This window comes from Mammaliicoccus sp. P-M58 (assembly GCF_022386165.1).
Lineage (GTDB): Bacteria > Bacillota > Bacilli > Staphylococcales > Staphylococcaceae > Mammaliicoccus > Mammaliicoccus sciuri.
In genome coordinates, this window is sequence record NZ_JAJNJI010000001.1 from 148,766 (window position 1) to 169,502 (window position 20,737).

23 protein-coding genes are annotated in these 20,737 nt (G+C 31.6%); 2 read left to right on the forward strand and 21 right to left on the reverse strand.

Features of this window, described 5'->3' with window-relative positions:
- Positions 1-4: 4 nt before the first annotated feature.
- The 8 genes from LQ694_RS00775 to lepA form a co-directional block, all read right to left on the reverse strand.
- A complete protein-coding gene (locus LQ694_RS00775; protein ID WP_096791867.1) occupies positions 5-754 on the reverse strand; it encodes a 16S rRNA (uracil(1498)-N(3))-methyltransferase in 750 nt (249 codons plus the stop codon).
- An 8-nt stretch (positions 755-762) separates the two neighbouring features.
- Positions 763-1,695, reverse strand: a complete 933-nt coding sequence (gene prmA / locus LQ694_RS00780; RefSeq protein WP_096791866.1) for a 50S ribosomal protein L11 methyltransferase — start codon at positions 1,693-1,695, stop codon at positions 763-765.
- Positions 1,696-1,698: 3 nt separating this feature from the next.
- On the reverse strand, positions 1,699-2,832 hold the full coding sequence (gene dnaJ / locus LQ694_RS00785) for a molecular chaperone DnaJ (RefSeq protein ID WP_096791865.1): 1,134 nt from the start codon (positions 2,830-2,832) through the stop codon (positions 1,699-1,701).
- 94 nt (positions 2,833-2,926) lie between these two features.
- A complete protein-coding gene (gene dnaK / locus LQ694_RS00790; protein ID WP_037559793.1) occupies positions 2,927-4,762 on the reverse strand; it encodes a molecular chaperone DnaK in 1,836 nt (611 codons plus the stop codon).
- Positions 4,763-4,806: 44 nt separating this feature from the next.
- Positions 4,807-5,394, reverse strand: a complete 588-nt coding sequence (gene grpE / locus LQ694_RS00795) for a nucleotide exchange factor GrpE (RefSeq protein WP_049318751.1) — start codon at positions 5,392-5,394, stop codon at positions 4,807-4,809.
- Positions 5,395-5,421: 27 nt separating this feature from the next.
- Positions 5,422-6,396 (reverse strand): heat-inducible transcriptional repressor HrcA, encoded by a 975-nt coding sequence (hrcA, locus tag LQ694_RS00800; protein ID WP_058611640.1) that lies wholly within the window; start codon positions 6,394-6,396, stop codon positions 5,422-5,424.
- A gap of 116 nt (positions 6,397-6,512) precedes the next feature.
- Entirely contained in the window at positions 6,513-7,631 is a 1,119-nt protein-coding gene (gene hemW / locus LQ694_RS00805) for a radical SAM family heme chaperone HemW (RefSeq protein ID WP_058611641.1), read from the reverse strand.
- A 54-nt stretch (positions 7,632-7,685) separates the two neighbouring features.
- Positions 7,686-9,509 (reverse strand): translation elongation factor 4, encoded by a 1,824-nt coding sequence (gene lepA, locus LQ694_RS00810; RefSeq protein WP_159314649.1) that lies wholly within the window; start codon positions 9,507-9,509, stop codon positions 7,686-7,688.
- Positions 9,510-9,743: 234 nt separating this feature from the next.
- On the opposite strand from lepA, the gene rpsT reads away from it, so the two are divergent.
- Positions 9,744-9,995, forward strand: a complete 252-nt coding sequence (gene rpsT / locus LQ694_RS00815) for a 30S ribosomal protein S20 (protein WP_025904213.1) — start codon at positions 9,744-9,746, stop codon at positions 9,993-9,995.
- Between the two features lie 73 nt (positions 9,996-10,068).
- Here the strand turns inward: rpsT and holA are convergent, their stop codons facing one another.
- Positions 10,069-11,043: a DNA polymerase III subunit delta gene (holA, locus tag LQ694_RS00820; RefSeq protein ID WP_058611643.1), complete on the reverse strand. Its 975-nt coding sequence runs from the start codon at positions 11,041-11,043 to the stop codon at positions 10,069-10,071.
- Between the two features lie 91 nt (positions 11,044-11,134).
- On the opposite strand from holA, the gene LQ694_RS00825 reads away from it, so the two are divergent.
- The gene (locus tag LQ694_RS00825; protein WP_075577996.1) at positions 11,135-11,272 is read left to right on the forward strand and encodes a YqzM family protein; all 138 of its coding nucleotides are present in this window, start codon (positions 11,135-11,137) and stop codon (positions 11,270-11,272) included.
- Positions 11,273-11,307: 35 nt separating this feature from the next.
- Here the strand turns inward: LQ694_RS00825 and LQ694_RS00830 are convergent, their stop codons facing one another.
- The 12 genes from LQ694_RS00830 to LQ694_RS00885 form a co-directional block, all read right to left on the reverse strand.
- Positions 11,308-13,620 carry a DNA internalization-related competence protein ComEC/Rec2 gene (locus LQ694_RS00830; protein WP_218697431.1) on the reverse strand — a complete coding sequence of 771 codons (2,313 nt, stop codon included), beginning with the start codon at positions 13,618-13,620 and terminating at the stop codon, positions 11,308-11,310.
- Positions 13,621-13,635: 15 nt separating this feature from the next.
- Entirely contained in the window at positions 13,636-14,091 is a 456-nt protein-coding gene (locus LQ694_RS00835) for a ComE operon protein 2 (RefSeq protein ID WP_037588364.1), read from the reverse strand.
- A gap of 60 nt (positions 14,092-14,151) precedes the next feature.
- Positions 14,152-14,799 (reverse strand): helix-hairpin-helix domain-containing protein, encoded by a 648-nt coding sequence (locus LQ694_RS00840; protein ID WP_135016702.1) that lies wholly within the window; start codon positions 14,797-14,799, stop codon positions 14,152-14,154.
- Positions 14,800-14,841: 42 nt separating this feature from the next.
- On the reverse strand, positions 14,842-15,561 hold the full coding sequence (locus LQ694_RS00845) for a class I SAM-dependent DNA methyltransferase (RefSeq protein ID WP_370688586.1): 720 nt from the start codon (positions 15,559-15,561) through the stop codon (positions 14,842-14,844).
- A complete protein-coding gene (gene rsfS, locus LQ694_RS00850) occupies positions 15,558-15,911 on the reverse strand; it encodes a ribosome silencing factor (protein WP_048539678.1) in 354 nt (117 codons plus the stop codon). Before rsfS ends, LQ694_RS00845 begins: the two co-directional genes overlap by 4 nt.
- 12 nt (positions 15,912-15,923) lie before the next feature.
- Positions 15,924-16,496 carry a bis(5'-nucleosyl)-tetraphosphatase (symmetrical) YqeK gene (gene yqeK, locus LQ694_RS00855; protein WP_070373295.1) on the reverse strand — a complete coding sequence of 191 codons (573 nt, stop codon included), beginning with the start codon at positions 16,494-16,496 and terminating at the stop codon, positions 15,924-15,926.
- Positions 16,486-17,058: a nicotinate (nicotinamide) nucleotide adenylyltransferase gene (gene nadD, locus LQ694_RS00860; protein ID WP_058611648.1), complete on the reverse strand. Its 573-nt coding sequence runs from the start codon at positions 17,056-17,058 to the stop codon at positions 16,486-16,488. The genes yqeK and nadD overlap by 11 nt, the downstream gene beginning before the upstream one ends.
- Positions 17,059-17,062: 4 nt before the next feature.
- Positions 17,063-17,353 carry a ribosome assembly RNA-binding protein YhbY gene (yhbY, locus tag LQ694_RS00865; RefSeq protein ID WP_049318742.1) on the reverse strand — a complete coding sequence of 97 codons (291 nt, stop codon included), beginning with the start codon at positions 17,351-17,353 and terminating at the stop codon, positions 17,063-17,065.
- On the reverse strand, positions 17,347-18,165 hold the full coding sequence (aroE, locus tag LQ694_RS00870; RefSeq protein WP_070373294.1) for a shikimate dehydrogenase: 819 nt from the start codon (positions 18,163-18,165) through the stop codon (positions 17,347-17,349). Before aroE ends, yhbY begins: the two co-directional genes overlap by 7 nt.
- 12 nt (positions 18,166-18,177) lie before the next feature.
- Positions 18,178-19,278, reverse strand: coding sequence for a ribosome biogenesis GTPase YqeH (gene yqeH, locus LQ694_RS00875; RefSeq protein WP_049318740.1), 1,101 nt, complete (start codon positions 19,276-19,278; stop codon positions 18,178-18,180).
- Between the two features lie 2 nt (positions 19,279-19,280).
- The gene (locus LQ694_RS00880) at positions 19,281-19,805 is read right to left on the reverse strand and encodes a YqeG family HAD IIIA-type phosphatase (protein WP_025904225.1); all 525 of its coding nucleotides are present in this window, start codon (positions 19,803-19,805) and stop codon (positions 19,281-19,283) included.
- A gap of 231 nt (positions 19,806-20,036) precedes the next feature.
- On the reverse strand, positions 20,037-20,726 hold the full coding sequence (locus tag LQ694_RS00885; protein ID WP_204237360.1) for a 5'-methylthioadenosine/adenosylhomocysteine nucleosidase: 690 nt from the start codon (positions 20,724-20,726) through the stop codon (positions 20,037-20,039).
- Positions 20,727-20,737: the final 11 nt, after the last annotated feature.

Consider the following 20,737-nt stretch of genomic DNA (forward strand, 5'->3'; position numbering starts at 1 on the left):
TTATTCACCTCATTAATTCTAATTGATAGCTTAAAGCAGCTAAAGCATACAATGGAGCCGTTTCAGCTCTTAATATTCTAGGTCCTAAACTCACCTTAATAGCATCATCATAAAGATTAACTTCATTTTCAGTTAATCCACCTTCTGGTCCAAATATCATTAAAACCTTTTGTCCATGTTTAAGGTTAGAACCAATTTGATGAAATTTGCTTGTTCCCCCACTTTTAGCTTCTTCTTCATAAGCTATTATTACATAATCATATTCATTCATATTATCATAAATTGATTTAAAATTCGACTCATACTTTATACTTGGTATTGTAAGTCTCATACTTTGTTCACTAGCTTCTTTAACAATTTTTTGCCATCTTTCTAATTTTTTAGATATTTTTTTCTCGTCCAATTTAACAATGGATCTTTCAGATTGGACAGCAATAAAATGATGCGCACCCATTTCAGTTGCTTTTTGAAGCAACCATTCATATTTATCGCCTTTAATAAGCCCACTTGCAATCGTTATATCAACAGGTAGTTCCGTTTGTCTTGTAATATCTTCTATCGTTTCTAGCTCAATGCTATCGTCATGAAAAGCAATGATTTTTGAAATTAGCGACTTTTGATCTTCAAAAGTCAATATAATTTCTTGATCGATACTTTTGCGCATCACATTTTTAATATGATGTATATCATCCGTATTATGTATAAAAAAACGCTGATTTAACTCAGCGTTTTCTTGTAAGAAATATCTTTGCATCATTTCTCCTACTTTCTAGCTCGTATTGAAACCCAACCATCTTCACGTAGTACTTTTTCGATAGTATAACCAGTATTTTGTAGTTTTTCAATTATTTCATCGGATTTTTCTTCAATAATGCCTGAAGTAATAAAGTAGCCATTATCATTCAATCTCTCATAACTATCTTCTATCATTAAATCAATAATATGCGCTAATATATTTGCAATAATCACGTCATATTGTTCTGTTTCTTCAGTAAGCAAATTGCCAGTATCTGCGACGATATCTTTTTCACAATCATTGATTTCAAAGTTTTCTTTAGCAACTTTAATTGCTAAATCATCTAAATCCACAGCTTTAATGTCGTTTACCCCTAGTAAATGACAAGCTATGCTTAGAATACCTGAACCTGTACCAACATCAATCACTTTGTGTTGAGGTTGTACAACCTCTTCTATATGTCTTAAACACATACTTGTTGTTGGGTGGTCACCTGTACCAAAAGCCATACCTGGATCCAGTTTGATGCAAAGATCACCTTCATTATTTTGATATCCTTCTTGTTCCCAACTCGGAACAATCGCAAATCTTTCAGAAGCTTTAAACGGATGGAAATAATTTTTCCATTCATTTTCCCAATCTGATTCTTTAATAATCGTTTTCTCAAACGATAAAATTTCTGACTGAACGCCATTTACATTTGCAATTGTTTCTTGAATTTCTTGTTCTAATTGATCCGTAAATACTAATTCATTAAAATAACATTTAACCCTAATATCATGATCAGGATAATCTGCGGGATTTAATTCATAAATCTCACCGTATACATCTGTATGTTCTTTCTCTAATTCTGCTGAATCTTCAATTACGACACCATTTGCACCTAATTCATTTAACAATGCTGTAACTTCTGGTTCTGCTTCGCTATTTATCATGATAGAATACTCAATCCAATTCACAGGCTATTCTCCTTTAAAAAACTTTTTGGCTCTGTCTTTAAAGCTAGATGGTTGTTCTGTAATTGTTTCTCCACCTATTTCTGCAAACTCACGTAATAGTTCTTCTTGTCTTTCAGTCATTTTATCTGGTGTTACAACTTTTACAGTTACAAAGTAATCACCTTTACCGTAACCATGAACGTTTTGCACACCTTTTTCTCTCAATCTAAATTGTTTACCAGTTTGCGTACCTGCTGGAACTGTTAATGATACATTACCAGTTAGTGTAGGAACAGTAACTTCATCACCAAGTGCTGCTTGAGGGAATGATAGATTTAAATCATAGAAGATATTGTCTCCATCACGTCTAAATTTACTGTGTGGTTTCACTCTGAACACAACATATAAATCGCCTGCAGGTCCACCATTTATACCTGGACCACCTTTACCAGCTAAGCGAATTTGTTGGTCGTTATCTACACCTTCAGGTACTTTCACTTTGATTGTAACTTTTTTGTTTTGAGTTCCTTTACCATGACAATCTGAACATTTTTCTTCAAATACTTGTCCAGAACCTTCACATTCAGGACAAACTTTTTGTGTTTGCATTCTACCTAGAATTGTATTTTGTTCAACTGTTACATGACCTTGTCCGTTACAGTACGTACAAGTTTTTTTCTTAGTGCCAGGTTTAGCACCATTACCATGACATGTATCACATTCAACATCTTTACGAACTGTAATATCTTTTTCAGTACCAAATACAGCTTCTTCAAATGTTAATGTCATGCTATATTGTAAGTCATCACCTTGTCTTGGAGCGTTAGGATCTCTTCTAGCACCCCCACCACCAAAGAATGAACCGAATATATCTTCAAAGCCACCGAATCCAGAGAAGTCTTGTCCTCCAAATCCTTGTGATCCACCGAATCCTTGTTGCGGACCACTATGACCGAATCTGTCGTATTGCGCACGTTTATTTTCATCGCTTAGCACTTCATATGCTTCTGAAATTTCTTTAAACTTTGCGTCAGCACCTTCTTCTTGGTTGATATCAGGATGGTACTTTTTTGATAATTTACGATAAGCTTTTTTTATTTCATCTTTAGAAGCATCTTTGGATACGCCAAGCACTTCATAATAGTCTCTTTTTGCCAATGTAATCTCTCCTTTACACACTGATTTATAATACGTATATGAACTAAAAAAGTCAAAGCCAATCACATTGACTTTGACTTTTTAATGATTAGTATTATTTTTTATCGTCTTCGTTGACTTCTGTATATTCAGCATCAACTACGTCATCATCGTTTGAAGTAGATTGGCCTTCAGCGCCTTCAGCACCTTGTTGTGCTTGTGCAGCTTGTTCATACATTTTAACAGATAATTGTTGTACGATTTCTTGAAGTGCATCTTTTTTAGTTCTGATATCTTCTATATCAGTACCTTCAAGTGCTTTTTTCAATTCTTCTTTAGCTTCTTCAGCTTTAGCTTTTTCGCTTTCATCAACGTTATCGCCAAGATCAGTTAAAGTTTTTTCAACAGTAAATACCATTTGGTCTGCTTCATTTCTTAAATCGATTTCTTCACGACGTTTTTTGTCTGCTTCAGCATTTTTTTCTGCATCTTGAACCATACGATCGATTTCTTCATCTGATAATGATGAGCTTGATTCAATCGTAATTTTTTGTTCTTTGTTTGTTCCAAGATCTTTAGCAGTTACATTAACGATACCATTTTTATCGATATCAAATGATACTTCGATTTGTGGTACACCACGTGGAGCTGGTGGAATATCCGTTAATTGGAATCGACCAAGTGTTTTGTTATCTGCTGCTAATTGACGTTCACCTTGTAATACATGAATATCAACTGCTGGTTGATTATCAGCTGCAGTAGAGAATACTTGAGATTTAGATGTTGGAATTGTTGTATTTCTTTCGATTAATACTGTAGATACGCCACCCATAGTTTCGATACCTAATGATAATGGTGTAACGTCAAGTAATACTACATCTTTAACATCACCAGTGATTACGCCACCTTGAATTGCAGCACCCATAGCTACTACTTCATCAGGGTTAACACCTTTGTTAGGTTCTTTACCGATTTCTTTTTTGATTGCTTCTTGAACAGCTGGGATACGAGTTGAACCACCAACTAAAATAACTTCATCGATATCAGAATTAGATAATCCTGCATCTTTCATTGCTTGTCTAGTTGGACCCATTGTTCTTTCTACTAAATCACTTGTTAATGATTCAAATTTAGCTCTTGAAAGTGTTGTTTCTAAGTGTAATGGACCATTTGCGCCACCAGAGATGAATGGTAATGAAATTTGAGTTGAAGATACGCCTGATAAGTCTTTTTTAGCTTTTTCAGCAGCATCTTTAAGACGTTGTAATGCCATTTTATCTTGTGATAAATCTATGCCATTTTCTTTTTTGAATTCTTCAACTAAATATTTAATGATAACGTCATCGAAATCGTCACCACCAAGTTTATTGTCACCTGCAGTTGCTAATACTTCGAATACACCGTCACCTAATTCAAGGATAGATACGTCGAAAGTACCACCACCAAGGTCAAATACTAAAACTTTTTGGTCAGTTTCAGTTTTGTCTAAACCGTAAGCTAATGCTGCTGCAGTAGGTTCGTTAATAATACGTTCTACTTCTAAACCAGCGATTCTACCAGCATCTTTAGTTGCTTGACGTTCTGAGTCATTGAAATAAGCTGGAACTGTAATAACAGCTTTTGTTACTTTTTCACCCAAATAACTTTCAGCAGTTGATTTTAAGTTTTGCAAAATCATAGCTGAGATTTCTTGTGGTGTATATTCTTTATCTTCAACTTTTTCTTTATAATCAGTACCCATATGACGTTTAACTGATTGAATTGTATTTGGGTTTGTTACTGCTTGACGTTTAGCAACTTCACCAACTTGTGTTTCTCCATCTTTAAATGCAACAACTGATGGTGTTGTTCTGTTACCTTCTGGATTTTGGATTACTTTAGGTTCTCCACCTTCTAATACTGAAACTACTGAATTTGTTGTACCTAAGTCTATACCTATTACTTTACTCATAAGAATTATTCCTCCAATTTATAATTAATTAATCATCGAGTTCGTTATTCGTTTACTTTAACCATTGCTGGTCTTAAAACACGATCTTTCAATTTATATCCTCTTTGTAACTCTTCAGTTACAACACCTGATTCAAAGTCAGGATTGTTATCTTGCATTACTGCTTGATGTACATTTGGATCGAATGGTTGGTTGTAAGATTCGATTTCTTCTAAACCATTATCTTTTAATGATTTAAGTAAATCGTTATAAACCATGTCTACACCTTTTTTGAAAGTTAAGAAGTCTTCAGACTCACCTTCTTGTTTAAGTGCACGGTCCATATTATCTAGCGCAGGTAATACATCTGTAAGTACACGTTGTGCTTGATAATCTTTAGTAATGCTTGCTTCTTGTTTCATTCTACGTTTATAGTTTTCAAACTCAGCATATAAACGTAAGTATTTTTCTTCTTCTTCATTTGCTTTTTGTTTAAGTTGTTCGAGTTCAGCTTCCGGAATTTCGACTACTTTATCTTGCTCAACCTCTTCAACATTTTCTTCAGTTTCATTTGCTTCTACTTCTTCAGTAGCGACAGATTGAGTTTGATCGTTTGTTTCATCGAATTGTTCATTTTGCTTTTCTTCCGTCATTTCATGCCCTCCATTTTCTTTCCTTATTTAAAAATGATTCAAAAGTTGAATCACTTTGTTATAATGCATTGCAGTTGGACCAATAACGGCTAAATGACCAGTTATATCACCAGAAATTTCATAATTAGTACTAATAATTGAAATACCATGTAAATCTTTATTAATTTCCTGTCCAATTTTGACACTTATTGAATCATTTGATGTTTCATTTAAAAATTGAGCGATACGTTCAGATTCAAGATATTTTAAAATCGATTGAATCATGGATACATTCGTTACATCTAACGCGTCAATTAGGTGCATCTTACCACCTAGAAACATTTCTTCATTATGATCATTAATTTGCGTTAATAACGCTTGTTTAAAATTATTAATAAATTCTTGATCAATGAATGACAACGATAATGATTCTAACGTTTTTATCATTGTAGTTAAAGTATTTTGCTTAAAATACTGGTTTAAGTAGTTCATAAATTTCTCAATCTGTAATTGATTTAAAGATTCATGAATTTGAATATGAACTTTCTCTACATAACCATCTGTAAATACAATGACGCCCATGAGATGAGTTGGGCTGACTCTCACAAAATGAATTTCAAATATAAATCTTGAAAATTTATTCGGTCCGAGTACTACAGTTGTATAATGTGATCGATTTGAAATTTCTAATGCTAACCATTTAAGCATTGCGTTTACATCATATTGATTTTTATCTTGAAAATGTTCAAACCAATTTAAGCCTTTCTTACTTTGAGATTTAGACTCAAGTAATTGATTAACATAATACTTAATTCCTTGTTCAGAAGGAATACGACCTGATGACGTATGCGTCTTCTCAAGAAGGTTCAAATCTTCTAATTGTTTCATTTCATTTCTAACTGTCGCTGGACTAATCGGCAATTGATGCCTTTCAATAATCGACTTAGAACCAATTGGTTGTCCTAACTCAACATAATCCTCAACAATTACATTCAAAATTTGTAATTGTCTCTCAGTAATCATGTCATCACCTCGATTAGCACTCTATCTTCCCAAGTGCTAATTATAATTTATCAAATTGGTCAAAGAAAGTCAACGTTAAAGCATTCAATTTTTATATCTTTTTTTAATACATATTTTTAGCTTAATAAAAACTTCTCAAACACTTCATTACCGATTATTTGTCCGCGATTACTTAAGCGTAAATAGTCTTGATCATCAAGTAACAACTCTTGTTCGATGAGTTCTTTCACATGTTGACCAAATACATCTTCTATTGATTGATCAAACTTATTCTGGAATTTAGTTTTGGACACACCTTTAGTCATTCTTAATCCAAGAAACATTTCTTCTTCCATTTGTTCTTTCAATGAAACTTCTGTACTTTGCAATACGGGCATTTCACCATTCTTTAACTTCTTAATATATTGATTAACCGGATTGATATTTCCATAGCGCACACCATTAATATAGCCATGAGCACCTGCACCGAAACCATAATATTCTTCATTTTTCCAATATACTTTATTATGAAGAGATTCATGTCCTTCTTTCGAGAAGTTAGAGATTTCATATTGATTAAGGTTAGAGTCTGCTAATTTCTTTTTCAAATGTTGATACATTTCTTCACCTAAATCTTCATTAGGTAATTTTAAACGCCCTTTTCTATATAAATTGTAGAATTGCGTCTTAGGTTCAAGTATAAGTGCATAACTTGAAATATGATCTACATCAAGTGATAGTGCCTTATTGAGTGAATCATCAAATTGTTCCAATGTTTGACCAGGTAAATGAAACATAAGATCTAAACTTACAGAAGGGATTTTATGTTTTCTAGATAATGTGACTGCTTTTTCAATATCGTCACTATGATGAGTTCTTCCTAATACTTTTAACAATTCATCATCAAATGTTTGAACTCCTAACGATAATCTGTTCACACCATATTGTTTGAGTAATTTTATTTTTGCTTCTGTTAATTCATCTGGATTAGCTTCAAAAGTATATTCTTTCGTAATCACAAATAAATCGTTTATAGCTTGCAGTAATCTTTCAAGTTGTGCTTCAGATAATGCTGTTGGTGTACCTCCACCAACAAAAACTGTCTCAACTTCTTTATCTTTTCTCGTTGACATTTCTTTTATCAAACAATCTAAGTACTCATCTACCGGCTGATTAGCAATATAGAACTTATTAAAATCACAATAAGTACAAATTCTCACACAGAAAGGTATATGAATATATACACTTTTTGCCATATAAACGCTCCTTTAAAAATAGAAACAGCTACATATTATGCAGCTGTTTCAAAATTATTCTTCATCCATTTTAAGCACGGCTAAGAATGCATCTTGTGGAATTTCCACATTACCTACTGATTTCATCTTAGCTTTACCTGCTTTTTGTTTTTCAAGTAACTTACGTTTACGGCTAATATCCCCACCGTAACATTTTGCTAAAACATTTTTACCCATAGATTTAATGTTTGTTCGAGCTACTATTTTATTACCAATTGCTGCTTGAACTGGTACTTCAAATTGTTGTCTAGGGATTAATGTTTTTAATTTATCTACTATTGCTTTACCTCTATCGTATGCAAACTCTTTATGGACAATAAAGCTTAATGCATCCACTTTATCACCATTCAATAAAATATCCATTTTAACAAGTTTACTTTCTTGATATCCGATTAATTCGTAATCAAACGATGCATAACCTTTCGTATTCGATTTCAACTGATCAAAGAAATCAAATACGACTTCAGATAATGGAATTTCATAAATAATATTTACACGAATATCATCTAAATAATCCATCGTCTTAAAGTTACCACGTTTTTTCTGACAGAGTTCCATTACAGCACCAACATAATCATTCGGCACCATCATTGTTGCTTTAACGTATGGTTCATAAATTCTGTTGATTTTTTGTGGATCTGGAAATTGTGACGGGTTATCAATTTGTAATTTTTCGCCATCTGTTAATTCACATTCATAAATAACTGACGGTGCAGTCGCAATCAGTTCAATATTAAATTCTCTTTCAATTCTTTCTTGAATAATTTCCATGTGTAGTAAACCTAAGAAACCTGTTCTGAAACCAAAGCCTAATGCTTGAGAAGTTTCAGCTTCAAATTCTAAAGATGCATCATTAAGTTGAAGCTTTTCAAGCGCTTCTCTTAAATCATTATATTTACTATTATCAATTGGATATAATCCACAGAATACCATTGGATTCATCTTTTTGTACCCTTTTAAAGGCTTTACAGCAGGTCTGTCAGCTAAAGTGATTGTATCACCAACGTTTGAATCTCCAACATTTTTAATTGACGCTACAATGTATCCAACATCTCCGACAGATAAAGTATCAACTGGAAGTTGTTTCGGTGTATTAATACCAACTTCAGTCACATCAAATGTCTTACCTGTAGACATCATTTGAATCTTGTCACCAGCTTTAACTGAACCTTCTACAACACGTATAGAAGAAATTACACCTCTATATGCATCAAATGAAGAATCAAAAATAAGTGCTTGTAATGGGTTATCTGGATCCCCTTCTGGAGGTGGTACCATTTCTACAACTTTCTCTAATATATCTTCTATTCCAATATTAGATTTAGCACTTGCGAGTACTGCATCACTTGCATCCAAACCAATTACGTCTTCAATTTCTTGTTTAACACGCTCAGGTTCAGCTGCAGGTAAATCGATTTTATTTACAACAGGTATTAATTCTAAGTCGTTGTCTAAAGCTAAATATACGTTCGCTAACGTTTGTGCTTCGATACCTTGTGCAGCATCTACAACTAAAATCGCACCTTCACATGCTGCGAGTGATCTTGAAACTTCATATGTAAAATCGACATGCCCCGGTGTATCAATTAAATGTAAGATATATGTTTCCCCATCTTTAGCAGTATAATTTAATCGAACAGCATTAAGTTTGATTGTTATACCACGTTCTCTTTCAAGATCCATAGAATCTAATAATTGTTCTTTCATATCACGTGATTCTACACTTTTAGTATTTTCCAAAATTCTATCAGCTAACGTAGATTTACCATGGTCAATATGAGCAATGATAGAAAAGTTTCTAATTTTATTTTGGCGCTCTAGGCGTTTAGTTCTGTCCATTTGAACTCCAACTTTCTCGTTAATTTTACATGTATTAAATGTAAGTCGCATCTTTGATATGATACCGTCTTTATGAAATAAATGCAAACGTATTATCAAACTATCAATAAAGTGTTATGCTTTATAAGGAATGTGTAAATAATCATTGCACTTATGCCCTACATTTGATAAAATATTTTTTGTTGCAATCAAAAATTCTTTGATCACGGACAACATATTTAGGAGGTGACTCTCATGCCAAACATTAAATCTGCTATTAAACGCGTTGCTGTAACAGAAAAGAAAGACGCTGCAAACATTTCACAAAAAAATGATATGCGTTCAGCTGTTAAAGCTGCTAAAACTGCAATCGAAAACAATGCTGAAAACAAAGCTGAATTAGTTTCATTAGCTGTTAAGAAAGTTGATAAAGCTTCTAAAAACAATCTAATTCATTCAAATAAAGCTGATAGAATTAAATCAAGCTTAATGTCAAAAGCTAACTAATTATGTGAGAGCGTGACACAGAGTATTCTGTGTCACGCCCTTTTTTTATGGAATGAAAGACTTGCACCACATCTTATATTTTTAAAATGAAAAGCTCTAGAATGAGTACTTTATCCATATATGAAGATTTCAATTGGTAATCTGTATCAGCACAAATATCAATAGTTGCTAATAATCGATCGAGTGATAGCTTTCTCGTAATACGAAGTGCGAGTTTAACCCTGTATGGGTGTACGCCAATCGTTTTGGCAATTTGTTGTTCACTATAATGTTTACTAGCAAGAATCTTACATTGATAATACAAGCGATAATTACTTGTGATTAACGCTAAAAGCTTAATCGGTTCTTCTTTCATATTGATTAAGTCTTTCAGTAAATTAATAGATTTTTCTTTTTGACCCTTTTGAATATATTCCGTTAACAAAAATACATTCTGTTCTAAAGAACGACTCACAATTTCTTTAACGTCTTGTTTATTAATAACCGCTTCATCGCCAATAAATAACACTAACTTATCTAATTCTGCTTTAATAATGTTAAATTGAATACCTGTTAGTTCTAAAAATTCTATTAAAGCATCCTCTTTAATATCTTTATATTGTTCATGCAAATAAGATTTAATCCACTGTTTAATTTCTTGTTCCGTCATTTGGTCAATTTTATTAAGTCTTGCATTTTTCTTAACTGTTTTAACGAGTTTCTTTCTTTCATCCAATTTCTCATTAAACACATCAAATACGACTAACGTTTCACCATCATACTGTTCAATAAATTGGATTAATTGATCGGTATTTTGATTGATTTGAGTACTAACTTTTTCTCCTGTAAAAAGATAAGCATTCTTAATATGTACGACTTTTTTGTCTGAGAGGAATGGTAAAGTTAATGATTCTTCTATCGCACTTGAAATAGGTGTTTCATATAAATCAAATTTAACATAGTTAAAATCGTTTCTTTCTCCATCTAAATATTGATTTATAATTTCGTCAGATTTTTTCTCAATAAGTGCATTTACTGCACCATAATTCAATACAATATTGTCTTCCAAAATAAGTCTCCCTCTCTTATAAAGTTCTAATTAAGTATAGCATTTTTAAGTTTAATATCATATAATGAAAGTAAGTATAGGAGGGAGTCATATGAACAGATTTGAAGGTGAAAATACTCAAGGGCGTAACAATGATGTTAAAGACTCTGGATTTGGATTTATAATTGGTTTCGTATTCTTAGCAGCAATTTATATTATTGCACAAGTATTCAGTTTACTACCAAACTAATATATCAAATCCATTTATATAAAGCTTACAAAAGACTACTGTCGATTGTAAGCTTTTTTATTATGTTCTTGTAGTCCATTTGTCATAATCATGTTGTCTTTATTGACTTCAAATTGTACCATTCCGTAATCTTGTGTATTGAACACTTTACAATCGCTTTGTTTAAGTTTATTTACAATGGCTTCTTTTGGTAGCCCATGCCTATTATGTCGACCAGAACTTATGACACAAATATGTGGCTTTGCTTTTAATAAAAAGCGATCACTTGTACTTGTCAAACTACCATGGTGCGCTACTTTTAAAATATCATAATTTCCTTTAAGTTGACTCAATATACTTTCCTCTACCTTTGCTGTTGCATCACCTGTTGTTAATATAGTTCTGCCAAACGTTGTGATTTCAGTAACGATTGATGTATGATTCTTATCTTCATAATTCGGACTATTTTGATTAAAAAACTTATACATCGATTCTCCAATCTTTAATTCGCTCAAATATGAGCTATCTACAATTTGGGTGTTTGTTTCCTTAACCTCTTCTAACAAATGTTTTAATTCACGGCTATCCCAAGTCTTCTTATTAATAATTAAATGTTTGATTGATACTTGTTTACTCAAAGTGGCTAATTCACCCATATGATCTGCATGTGGATGTGTAATGATTAAATAATCAATCTTTTGAAATCCCTTTTCTTTAAGTTCAGGCACGATTATTGAATCTGTATAATTTGATATCTTACTTCTTGTTTGCCATGGTTTCTTTTTCAATTTATCTTTACCACCAGTATCAATCATCACAATTTGATTCACATCATGATGATAAGCAATCATAGCATCTCCTTGACCAATATCAAGAAATTTTAAAACAACCCCGTTATGATTAAAATGATATGTGATTGCAATGACTAATATTGTGAAAAGTAGTAAAGATTTTATATATTTCCTTTTGAGAAATAACATTAACACTAAGACTACAATAACGAGAATGATAAAATATATCCATTCCGATAAATTTCTTACGACTAACTCATTTATAGGGATGTGACTCATAACATCTATTAATTTAAAAGTTTGATTCATACAAATTTCTATTAACATCGTAAATAAATAAGGAACTTTACCAAAAGTGGCAAATATCAACATGAATAACATCACAAGTGGAAAGATAATTAATTCAAAAAGTGGAATAAAAAGAAAGTTTGTTATAAACCCTAGCCATTGAAAAGCATTAAAGTGAATCAGTAATATGACAAATGAAGATAATTGAGATACGACATTAATCGTAATGATTTTGTGGATTGTATTGAAAGATTTTATAAGTGGTACACATAAAATGATAAACGTGGAGACGATATAGGATAATTGGAAACCAATATCGAAAATAATATGAGGATTATAAATTGTATAAACAATAAAAGTGATAGACAGTATTTGTAAAGCGTCTATTTTCATGATTTTATTCAAAGTCATATAAACCATTACTACTCCTACTGCTCTAAGAACACTCGGACTTAAACCAGTTAAAACAGCATATATAGGTAATAAAATAAATATCATATTCTCGGCATGATGATATTTGATGTTCATCCTAAGTAATAATTTAAATAAAAATATATTTAACAAAGCGACATGCGATCCACTTACAGCATATAAATGATATATACCTAATTTTTTAAGTTGATCTATTCTCTCTTCACTTAAATAACTTGTATCCCCTAATGTGAGCGCAATAATATCATCAACACCATCTATATCAAGTTGTTTCATCTCATGGATTAAATTCGTTCGGTATAGTTGAATACGTTCGATAATAGTTAATGACCGACTCGTACAAGTATTTACAAATAAGTGTTCTATTTTAATAACACCTTGAATATCATGATTTTGCAAAAACTCAAAGTATTGAAATTTTAATGCGTTAGTATTAGGTAACGTTAAATTAACAGAGTAAGTAATACGGCATTTTTTTAAATAAGGCATTTGCTTCAAAAGTTTAAGCTTTTCTTTTTCATTTTTAATCGTATAAAATGCTTTATACGTTTGATTATGGATTTGTCCTTCAGCTTGAAAGCCGTCTCCATCAATCGTTAACTTATCACCAAACTGAATCACTTCAGTATAATTTTTATGATTTTTTGAGACGTTAAATGATTCGTAATATTGTAATGGATTATTCGGATAAATTAAGTAACCTATCATAAAAAATATAAAGCTCATCACCAAAATTTTTAATGATTGCCATTTAATATAGCAACTTATAACTAAGATAATGAGCATGAATATACTTACATAAGGATGTACAAAGAAAATTAAACCGGACAATAAATAAAGTGCAAAATAAAACCACATCTTAAATATTAGTCCTTACTTCAAATATTTAATAATGTCTTCTGGATGGAAATTAATTTTTTCGTAGTGTACACCAGACTGTTCTAACAGTTGTATTGCATATGTATGATTATGATAATCGTCTGCATAATAAATTTGTTTAATACCAGCTTGTATAATTGATTTCGTACAGTTTAGACAAGGGAAATGTGTAACATAAATAGTTGCACCTTCTGAGGAAACGCCTAACTTAGCACATTGTATGATTGCATTCATTTCAGCATGAATGGTTCTAATACAATGACCGTCCACTACAAGGCAGCCATTATCTATACAATGTTCTTCTCCTGAAACAGACCCATTATATCCACCAGCAATCACTCTATTATCTTTAACGATTGTTGCACCGACAGATAATCTTTCGCATGTTGACCTTAATGATAATAGATGACTTTGAGCCATAAAGTATTCTTTCCATTCAATTCTATCCATTACACATCGACCTACCTTTCATATATTCTTATTGTAAAATTTAACAAGTATAAATGCAATTCAATTTAAAACGATAAAGTCTTTTAAACTTTCGACTGTTTTATCTCCAAATCCTTTAACTTTCTTCAAATCATCCACAGTTTTAAATTCTCCGTTTGTTTCTCTATATTGAAGAATGGCATCTGCTTTACTCGGACCGATACCGGGTAACTTTTCAATTTCCGATTTATCTCCCGTATTAATATTGACTTCTACTTTATCATTTGTAGATTGGTTTGTATTAACACTAGGCATATGTTCGCCAGTTATTGGAACATATATATACATTTGATCTTTAAGTCTTTCTGATAAATTGATTTTAGACAAATCTGCATTATGCTTTGTTTGAGCTTTCTTTAATACATCATGCACGCGTTCTTTTGAAGACATTGTATATGTATTCGGAAAATTAACAGCTCCTTTCACATCTACTACTACGTTTCTATTAACATCTTTAGTAGATTTAGATTCATCTATCTTATCAACATCTTTCTCTTCTGAAGACTTTTGTTTAACTTCATTTGTTGTATCTTGTTGATGAATGATAGCTTCATTATCATCATTACTAGTGAAAAGGCTATTACAAATGAAAAATAATACAACAATCATGATGATAGCAAGTTGGTAATTTTCTATTAACCAATCCTTACTTTTATGAATATATTTCAAAAAAACACCTCCTACATAATTAAACGTAGGAAGTGTTCTAAATTACTTTCGTGCAACTATAAAATGTCTATCGCCATTTTCATTAAATTGATCAATATTGAAATCAGTAAATACACTTTCAACTTTAAATCCAGCAAAATCTAAAAGTTGTTTATAAAAATCGATTTCATATGTGACTTGATAATGTTCTTCATCGAATCGTTCATAAAGTCCATCTTCTCTTTCGATAAAAAATGACATTTGATGATATACACTGTTAGGTTCTTCACCAGCAATTGCTTGCCACGCTAAAGTTAATTGTTCTGTTTCATCAATATAGTTACGGTTATTAAATTGGTGATTCATCTTATATAGTGAGTGCACATCAAATATAAGTAATCCACCATCATTTAAAAATTGATTAACATAGTTAAATACTTGAAGAACTTCTTCAGGGTCTGTTATATAGTTCAAGCTGTCACAAAAGATGGTAATTACATTGTAACTTTGAGGTAAGTCCAAATCTCTCATATCTTGGCAATACCAATTAATATTAGGATTACGACTTTCAGCTACTTCTAACATCTCTTCACTTAAATCAAGACCACTTACGCGACCATATTCTAGTAATTGCTCTGTTAAGCGTCCTGTACCACAACCAATATCCAAAATATCGTTATCATTACCTGTAACATAATGACCAACAATCTGTTTCCATTTATCATATGGTTGATCTTCAGTTAGAAGGTCATAATAATGACTCATACGATTGTATGCCATTATTGTGCTACCTCATTTAGTGTAATAATTGGTGCGTCTTTATATAATCTTTCTAAGTCGTAGTAATCACGTTCTTCTCTATGGAATACGTGTACAACAACGTCACCTAAATCAATTAATACCCATCTAGCTTCATTAAAGCCTTCTAGTCTTTTCACCAATACTTCATTTATTTCCGCTTCATCTTTAACATTTCTTGCTATAGCTTGAACTTGTTTGTCACTATTACCATGACATACAACAAAATAATCAGCTATATCGCTAATACCTTTCATATCAATTGCAATAATATCTTCAGCACGTTTATCATCACATGCTAGTAACGTTTGTTTCATTAAATCATTTGAATTCATTTAACCATTCCTTTATTGTTCTGAATGCATATTATAATAATTTAAGCATTCTATAGTTTTTAAATGTACTGTTTTATCCTTATTAATTAAGTGTAACACTGTACGTTTTGATATTTCGTAAACTGCTTTATCCAAGTTGCGTTCTTTAAAGACAATATCTCTAATTTCATCTACACCTGGAGTTGTTCTTTTAGGTTCAATATAATCAGCTATAAAAATTATTTTTTCAGTCTTATTCATTTGTGCTCTACCAGTCGTATGACTATATATAGCGTAATAAATTTCTTCATCATTTATATCATATTGATCTTTAAGTCTTGCAGCAGCAACTGGTCCATGTAATATTTCTGAGCCATAACTTAATAAATCTTGCCCTAGATCATATTGCGTTACACTTTGATATAACGCTGAAAGTTCTTCATATTTACATAAATCATGCAGGATTCCTGCTAATTCAACTTTTTTCATATCACCATCAAAGATTTCTGCCATTTTCTTACCAGTTTCGGCTACTCTCATAGAGTGATTATATCTTTTTGATGGTAACGTTTCTTCAACCAATTTGACTGCTTTTTTAATTTTCATACAATCGTCCCCTTTTGATATATCTTTCAATTCGTGGCGTAACGAGCATCTTTATAGATTGACGATTTTTACATCTATTGCGAATGTCTGTTGAGCTTACATCAATTCTAGGAATGTGTAATGCTAACATCCCTTCTTTTACATCTTGTTTATCAACTTCTCTATTAACAACGACAAATGTTAACAACTCTTTTAATTCTGTGATGTTTCTCCATTTATGCAAATTCTCGTATTGATCTGAACCGATTACAAAATATATTTGATAATCAGGAAATTCTTGTTTAAATTCTTTAATCGTATCAAATGTGTAACTCGTACCTTTTCTATTAAGCTCTCTTTCATCAACTTCACCGAATTGCAAATCTTCAATAGCTAATTCTAACATTTTTACACGTTCTGATTCTATTAAATAAGATTCGTTATGTTCTTTAAGTGGTGATTGATAACTTGGTAAGAAAATGAATTTATCAGGTTGAACAAATTGATATGCTTCACTCGCAACTAACATATGTCCAATATGAATTGGATTAAATTGACCTCCATAGATCATGAGCTTTTTCATAATATTATGGTAGTTCTAATCTTTTATTTTCTTTAGATTCTTTATATAAAACAATAATATTACCGATAAGTTGTACGAGTTCAGCACCTGCTTGTTGAGCAATTGATTCAGCTACTTCTTTATGATCGTCCATATTATTTTGTAAGATATGAATTTTGATCAATTCTCTTTTTTCAAGTACGTCTTGCACTTGGTCTATCATATTGTCATTTAATCCGCCTTTACCAATTTGGAAAATTGGATCTAAATGATGCGCTTCTTTTCTTAAATATCTCTTTTGTTTACCTGTTAACATAATGATCTCCTTTTAAGTTCCTCTTGAACTTTATTTCTCATTGATTCTATATGGGCTTCTTGCCCAGTCCATATTTTAAAGCTTTCTGCGCCTTGATAAACGAACATATCCAATCCGTTATAAATTGCAATACCTGCTTGTTCACATGCTTGCAGCAACGGTGTCTTGTCAGGAATATAGATAATATCACAAACTAAACTATTTTTACATATCTTCTCTACTGGAATAATGAATTCACTATGCTGTGTATTCATGCCAACCGGTGTCGTATTAATAATAATATCAAATGTATGAATAATGGATTGAACATCTGTCAGACTTATAGTTTCAATATCAATTTGCCAATTATCAAACCTAGACATCGTTCTATTAGCCACTGTTATTTTATGATTCGTAAACTTCTGCATTTCCGAAACGATACCTTTACTCGCACCACCAGCACCTAAAACTAAAATTTTTCGATCTTGAATGCTACCGTAATGTTCAATTAAACCTTTAACAAAACCAATACCATCCGTATTATAACCAATCCATTTATTATCTTGTATTAGAACGGTGTTAACAGCACCAATATGCTTAGCATTTGAAGATACTTCATCTAAATAAGGCAAGATGGATTCTTTATGTGGTATTGTAATATTAAAGCCGTCTAATGCTTTTTCATTTATGATTTCTTTAATATGCTTAAATTGTTCTGGTGGAATATCTAAAGCACCATATTCATCTTCCCTGCCTAATGCTTCAAAATTTGCTGCGTGCATAATCGGTGAAAGTGAATGGCTAATAGGATGTCCGATAACTCCAAACTTCATTTAATTCACCTCTTATAAAATAGATGTTCTTAATGTAACTTCGACTTCTTTTGGTGCAGTAACATGTATTTCTGCCCCTGCATCTACAGTTACAAATCCTAATCCTGAAATCATAACATCTTTTCTTTCAGATTCAGTTGTAATCTCAGTTGTTTTTAAGTTATCGAAGTTAAAGTTCGTTGGATCATATGGTGGTTTAAGAAGCTCACCAATTTGACGTTTCCATAAATCTTCAGCGTTTGATAACTTTGTTCTATGAATATTTAAATCGTTTGATACAAAACATGTTAAAGAACGTCTACCGCCACTTACATAATCTACTCTAACTAATCCACCTAAGAATAAGCTTTGTTCTTCGTTTAATTGATAAACTTTTGGCTTAATTTCTTTTTTAGGCATTACAACTTTTAATTCTTTATCTGTAACGTAATGCGTCATTTGATGACTTTGAATAATACCAGGTGTATCAAACATATATGAGTCATCATCTAATGGAATATCAATCATATCTAATGTTGTACCTGGAAAATGACTTGTTGTAATGACTTCTTTTTCACCAACACTCTTTTCAATCAGTCTATTAATTAATGTAGATTTACCAACATTTGTTGTACCTACTACATAAACATCTTTACCATCTCTTACTTTCTCGATAGTTGATAGTAAATCATCAATTCCTTGATTTTTATATGCAGAAATCAGTACAACTTCGTCAGGATTAAGTCCAAAATCTTTCGCACGATTTCTTAACCAAATTTCAACTCTTCTTTTATTAATGGCTTTAGGTAAAATATCCATTTTATTCGCAACAAGTACGACTTTTTTCTTACCTACTATATCTTTTAAGCGGTGTATCATGGATCCTTCTAAATCAAATACATCCACAACATTGACGATTAAACCATCTTCATTGTGAAGAGATTTCAACATATTTAGAAAATCTTCACTTGTTAAATCAACATCTTGGACTTCGTTATAATTTTTAAGTCTAAAACATCTTTTACAAATGACATCTTCTTTATTCAAACTTGATTGTGGAACGTACCCAGCTTCATTCGGATTTTCAGATTGAAGCGTTGCACCACAACCAATACATTTAGCAAACTCTGTCAAATTTATTCCTCCCAGTTAATTAAACCTTTTCTCTTAAAGTAATTTAAAAATCTTCTTTCTATTAATCGATTGAATTTCGTAACGAAACCATCTGTCTTTTTCACAGGTACGACCATAATCGTATATAATCCGTTTCTATTTCCACCAAACACATCTGTTAACATTTGATCACCAATAACAACTACTTCAGACTTATTGACGTTCATTAATTTGGCTGCTTGTCTAAAAGCTTTACCACGTGGTTTACGTGCTTTAAAAATATAATCAATATTTAATGTTGATGAAAATGACGCAACACGTTCTTGATTATTATTAGAAACAATCGTAACTGTTATACCATTATCTTTCATATTTTCAAACCAATTTCTCACTTCATCAGTTGGATCTTTAACATCCCAACCAACTAATGTATTATCTAAGTCTGTGATAATCGCTTTTATATTTTTAGATTTTAAATGTTCTGGTTCGATATTAAAAACTGATTGAACATATTCATTTGGTAAAAAATATTTTGTAAATAATCCCATTATTACACCTCAATATTATCTTTTATTTTAACATAATTTATGTTTACATTCCTTTTAGTTGAATACAAAATAAAAGTGTTGCAAATCACTTACGATTCGCAACACTAAATATTATTCTGTAATTTCACGGTCAGAAGATTTTTCAACTTCTGTATTCGCATAAATCACATAACCAACAAGTGCTGTAGCAATGACAGCGATAGCCATTAATATTAACATGAAACTGCCTCCTTATGCCACTCTATTTAATAATAATTTTACAATTTTACTAGAATTGACGCAAGCTACTTTTAAAAATTCTTCAAAAGTAACGTCAGATTCTTTATCTGCTAAATCTGAAACAGCTCTCGTAACAATAATAGGCACATTATATTGGTAACAAGTTTGAGCAATTGCACCAGCTTCCATCTCTACGACACTCGCAGTAGGAAAGTTAGATTTAATCACTTTGCGCTGATCAATTGAGCCAATGAAACTATCACCTGTAGCAACTTCACCAGCAATACCATTTAAATCAAGCTGTTCTATTGATGATTTCGCTAAGTCAATTAATTCCTTATCAGTTTCATAAAATTCTGGCATACTTGGTACTTGTCCCAATTTATAGCCAAATGCCGTTGCATTAACATCATGATAATAAACTTTATTACTGATAATGATATCACCAATATTTAATTCGCTATCAACAGAACCTGCTGAACCTGTATTAATGATTAAATCTGGTTTAAATTCATTGATAAGTAATGTTGCTGTAATTGCAGCATTTACTTTACCAATACCACTTTGTGCTAATACAACTTGTTTATCTTCTATATTACCTTTATAAAAAATAACATGTGCAATTTGGATTGTTTCTCTATTTTCAATAGATGACTTTAATATTTCTACTTCTTCTTCCATTGCTCCAATAATACCAATCATGCTTTATCACT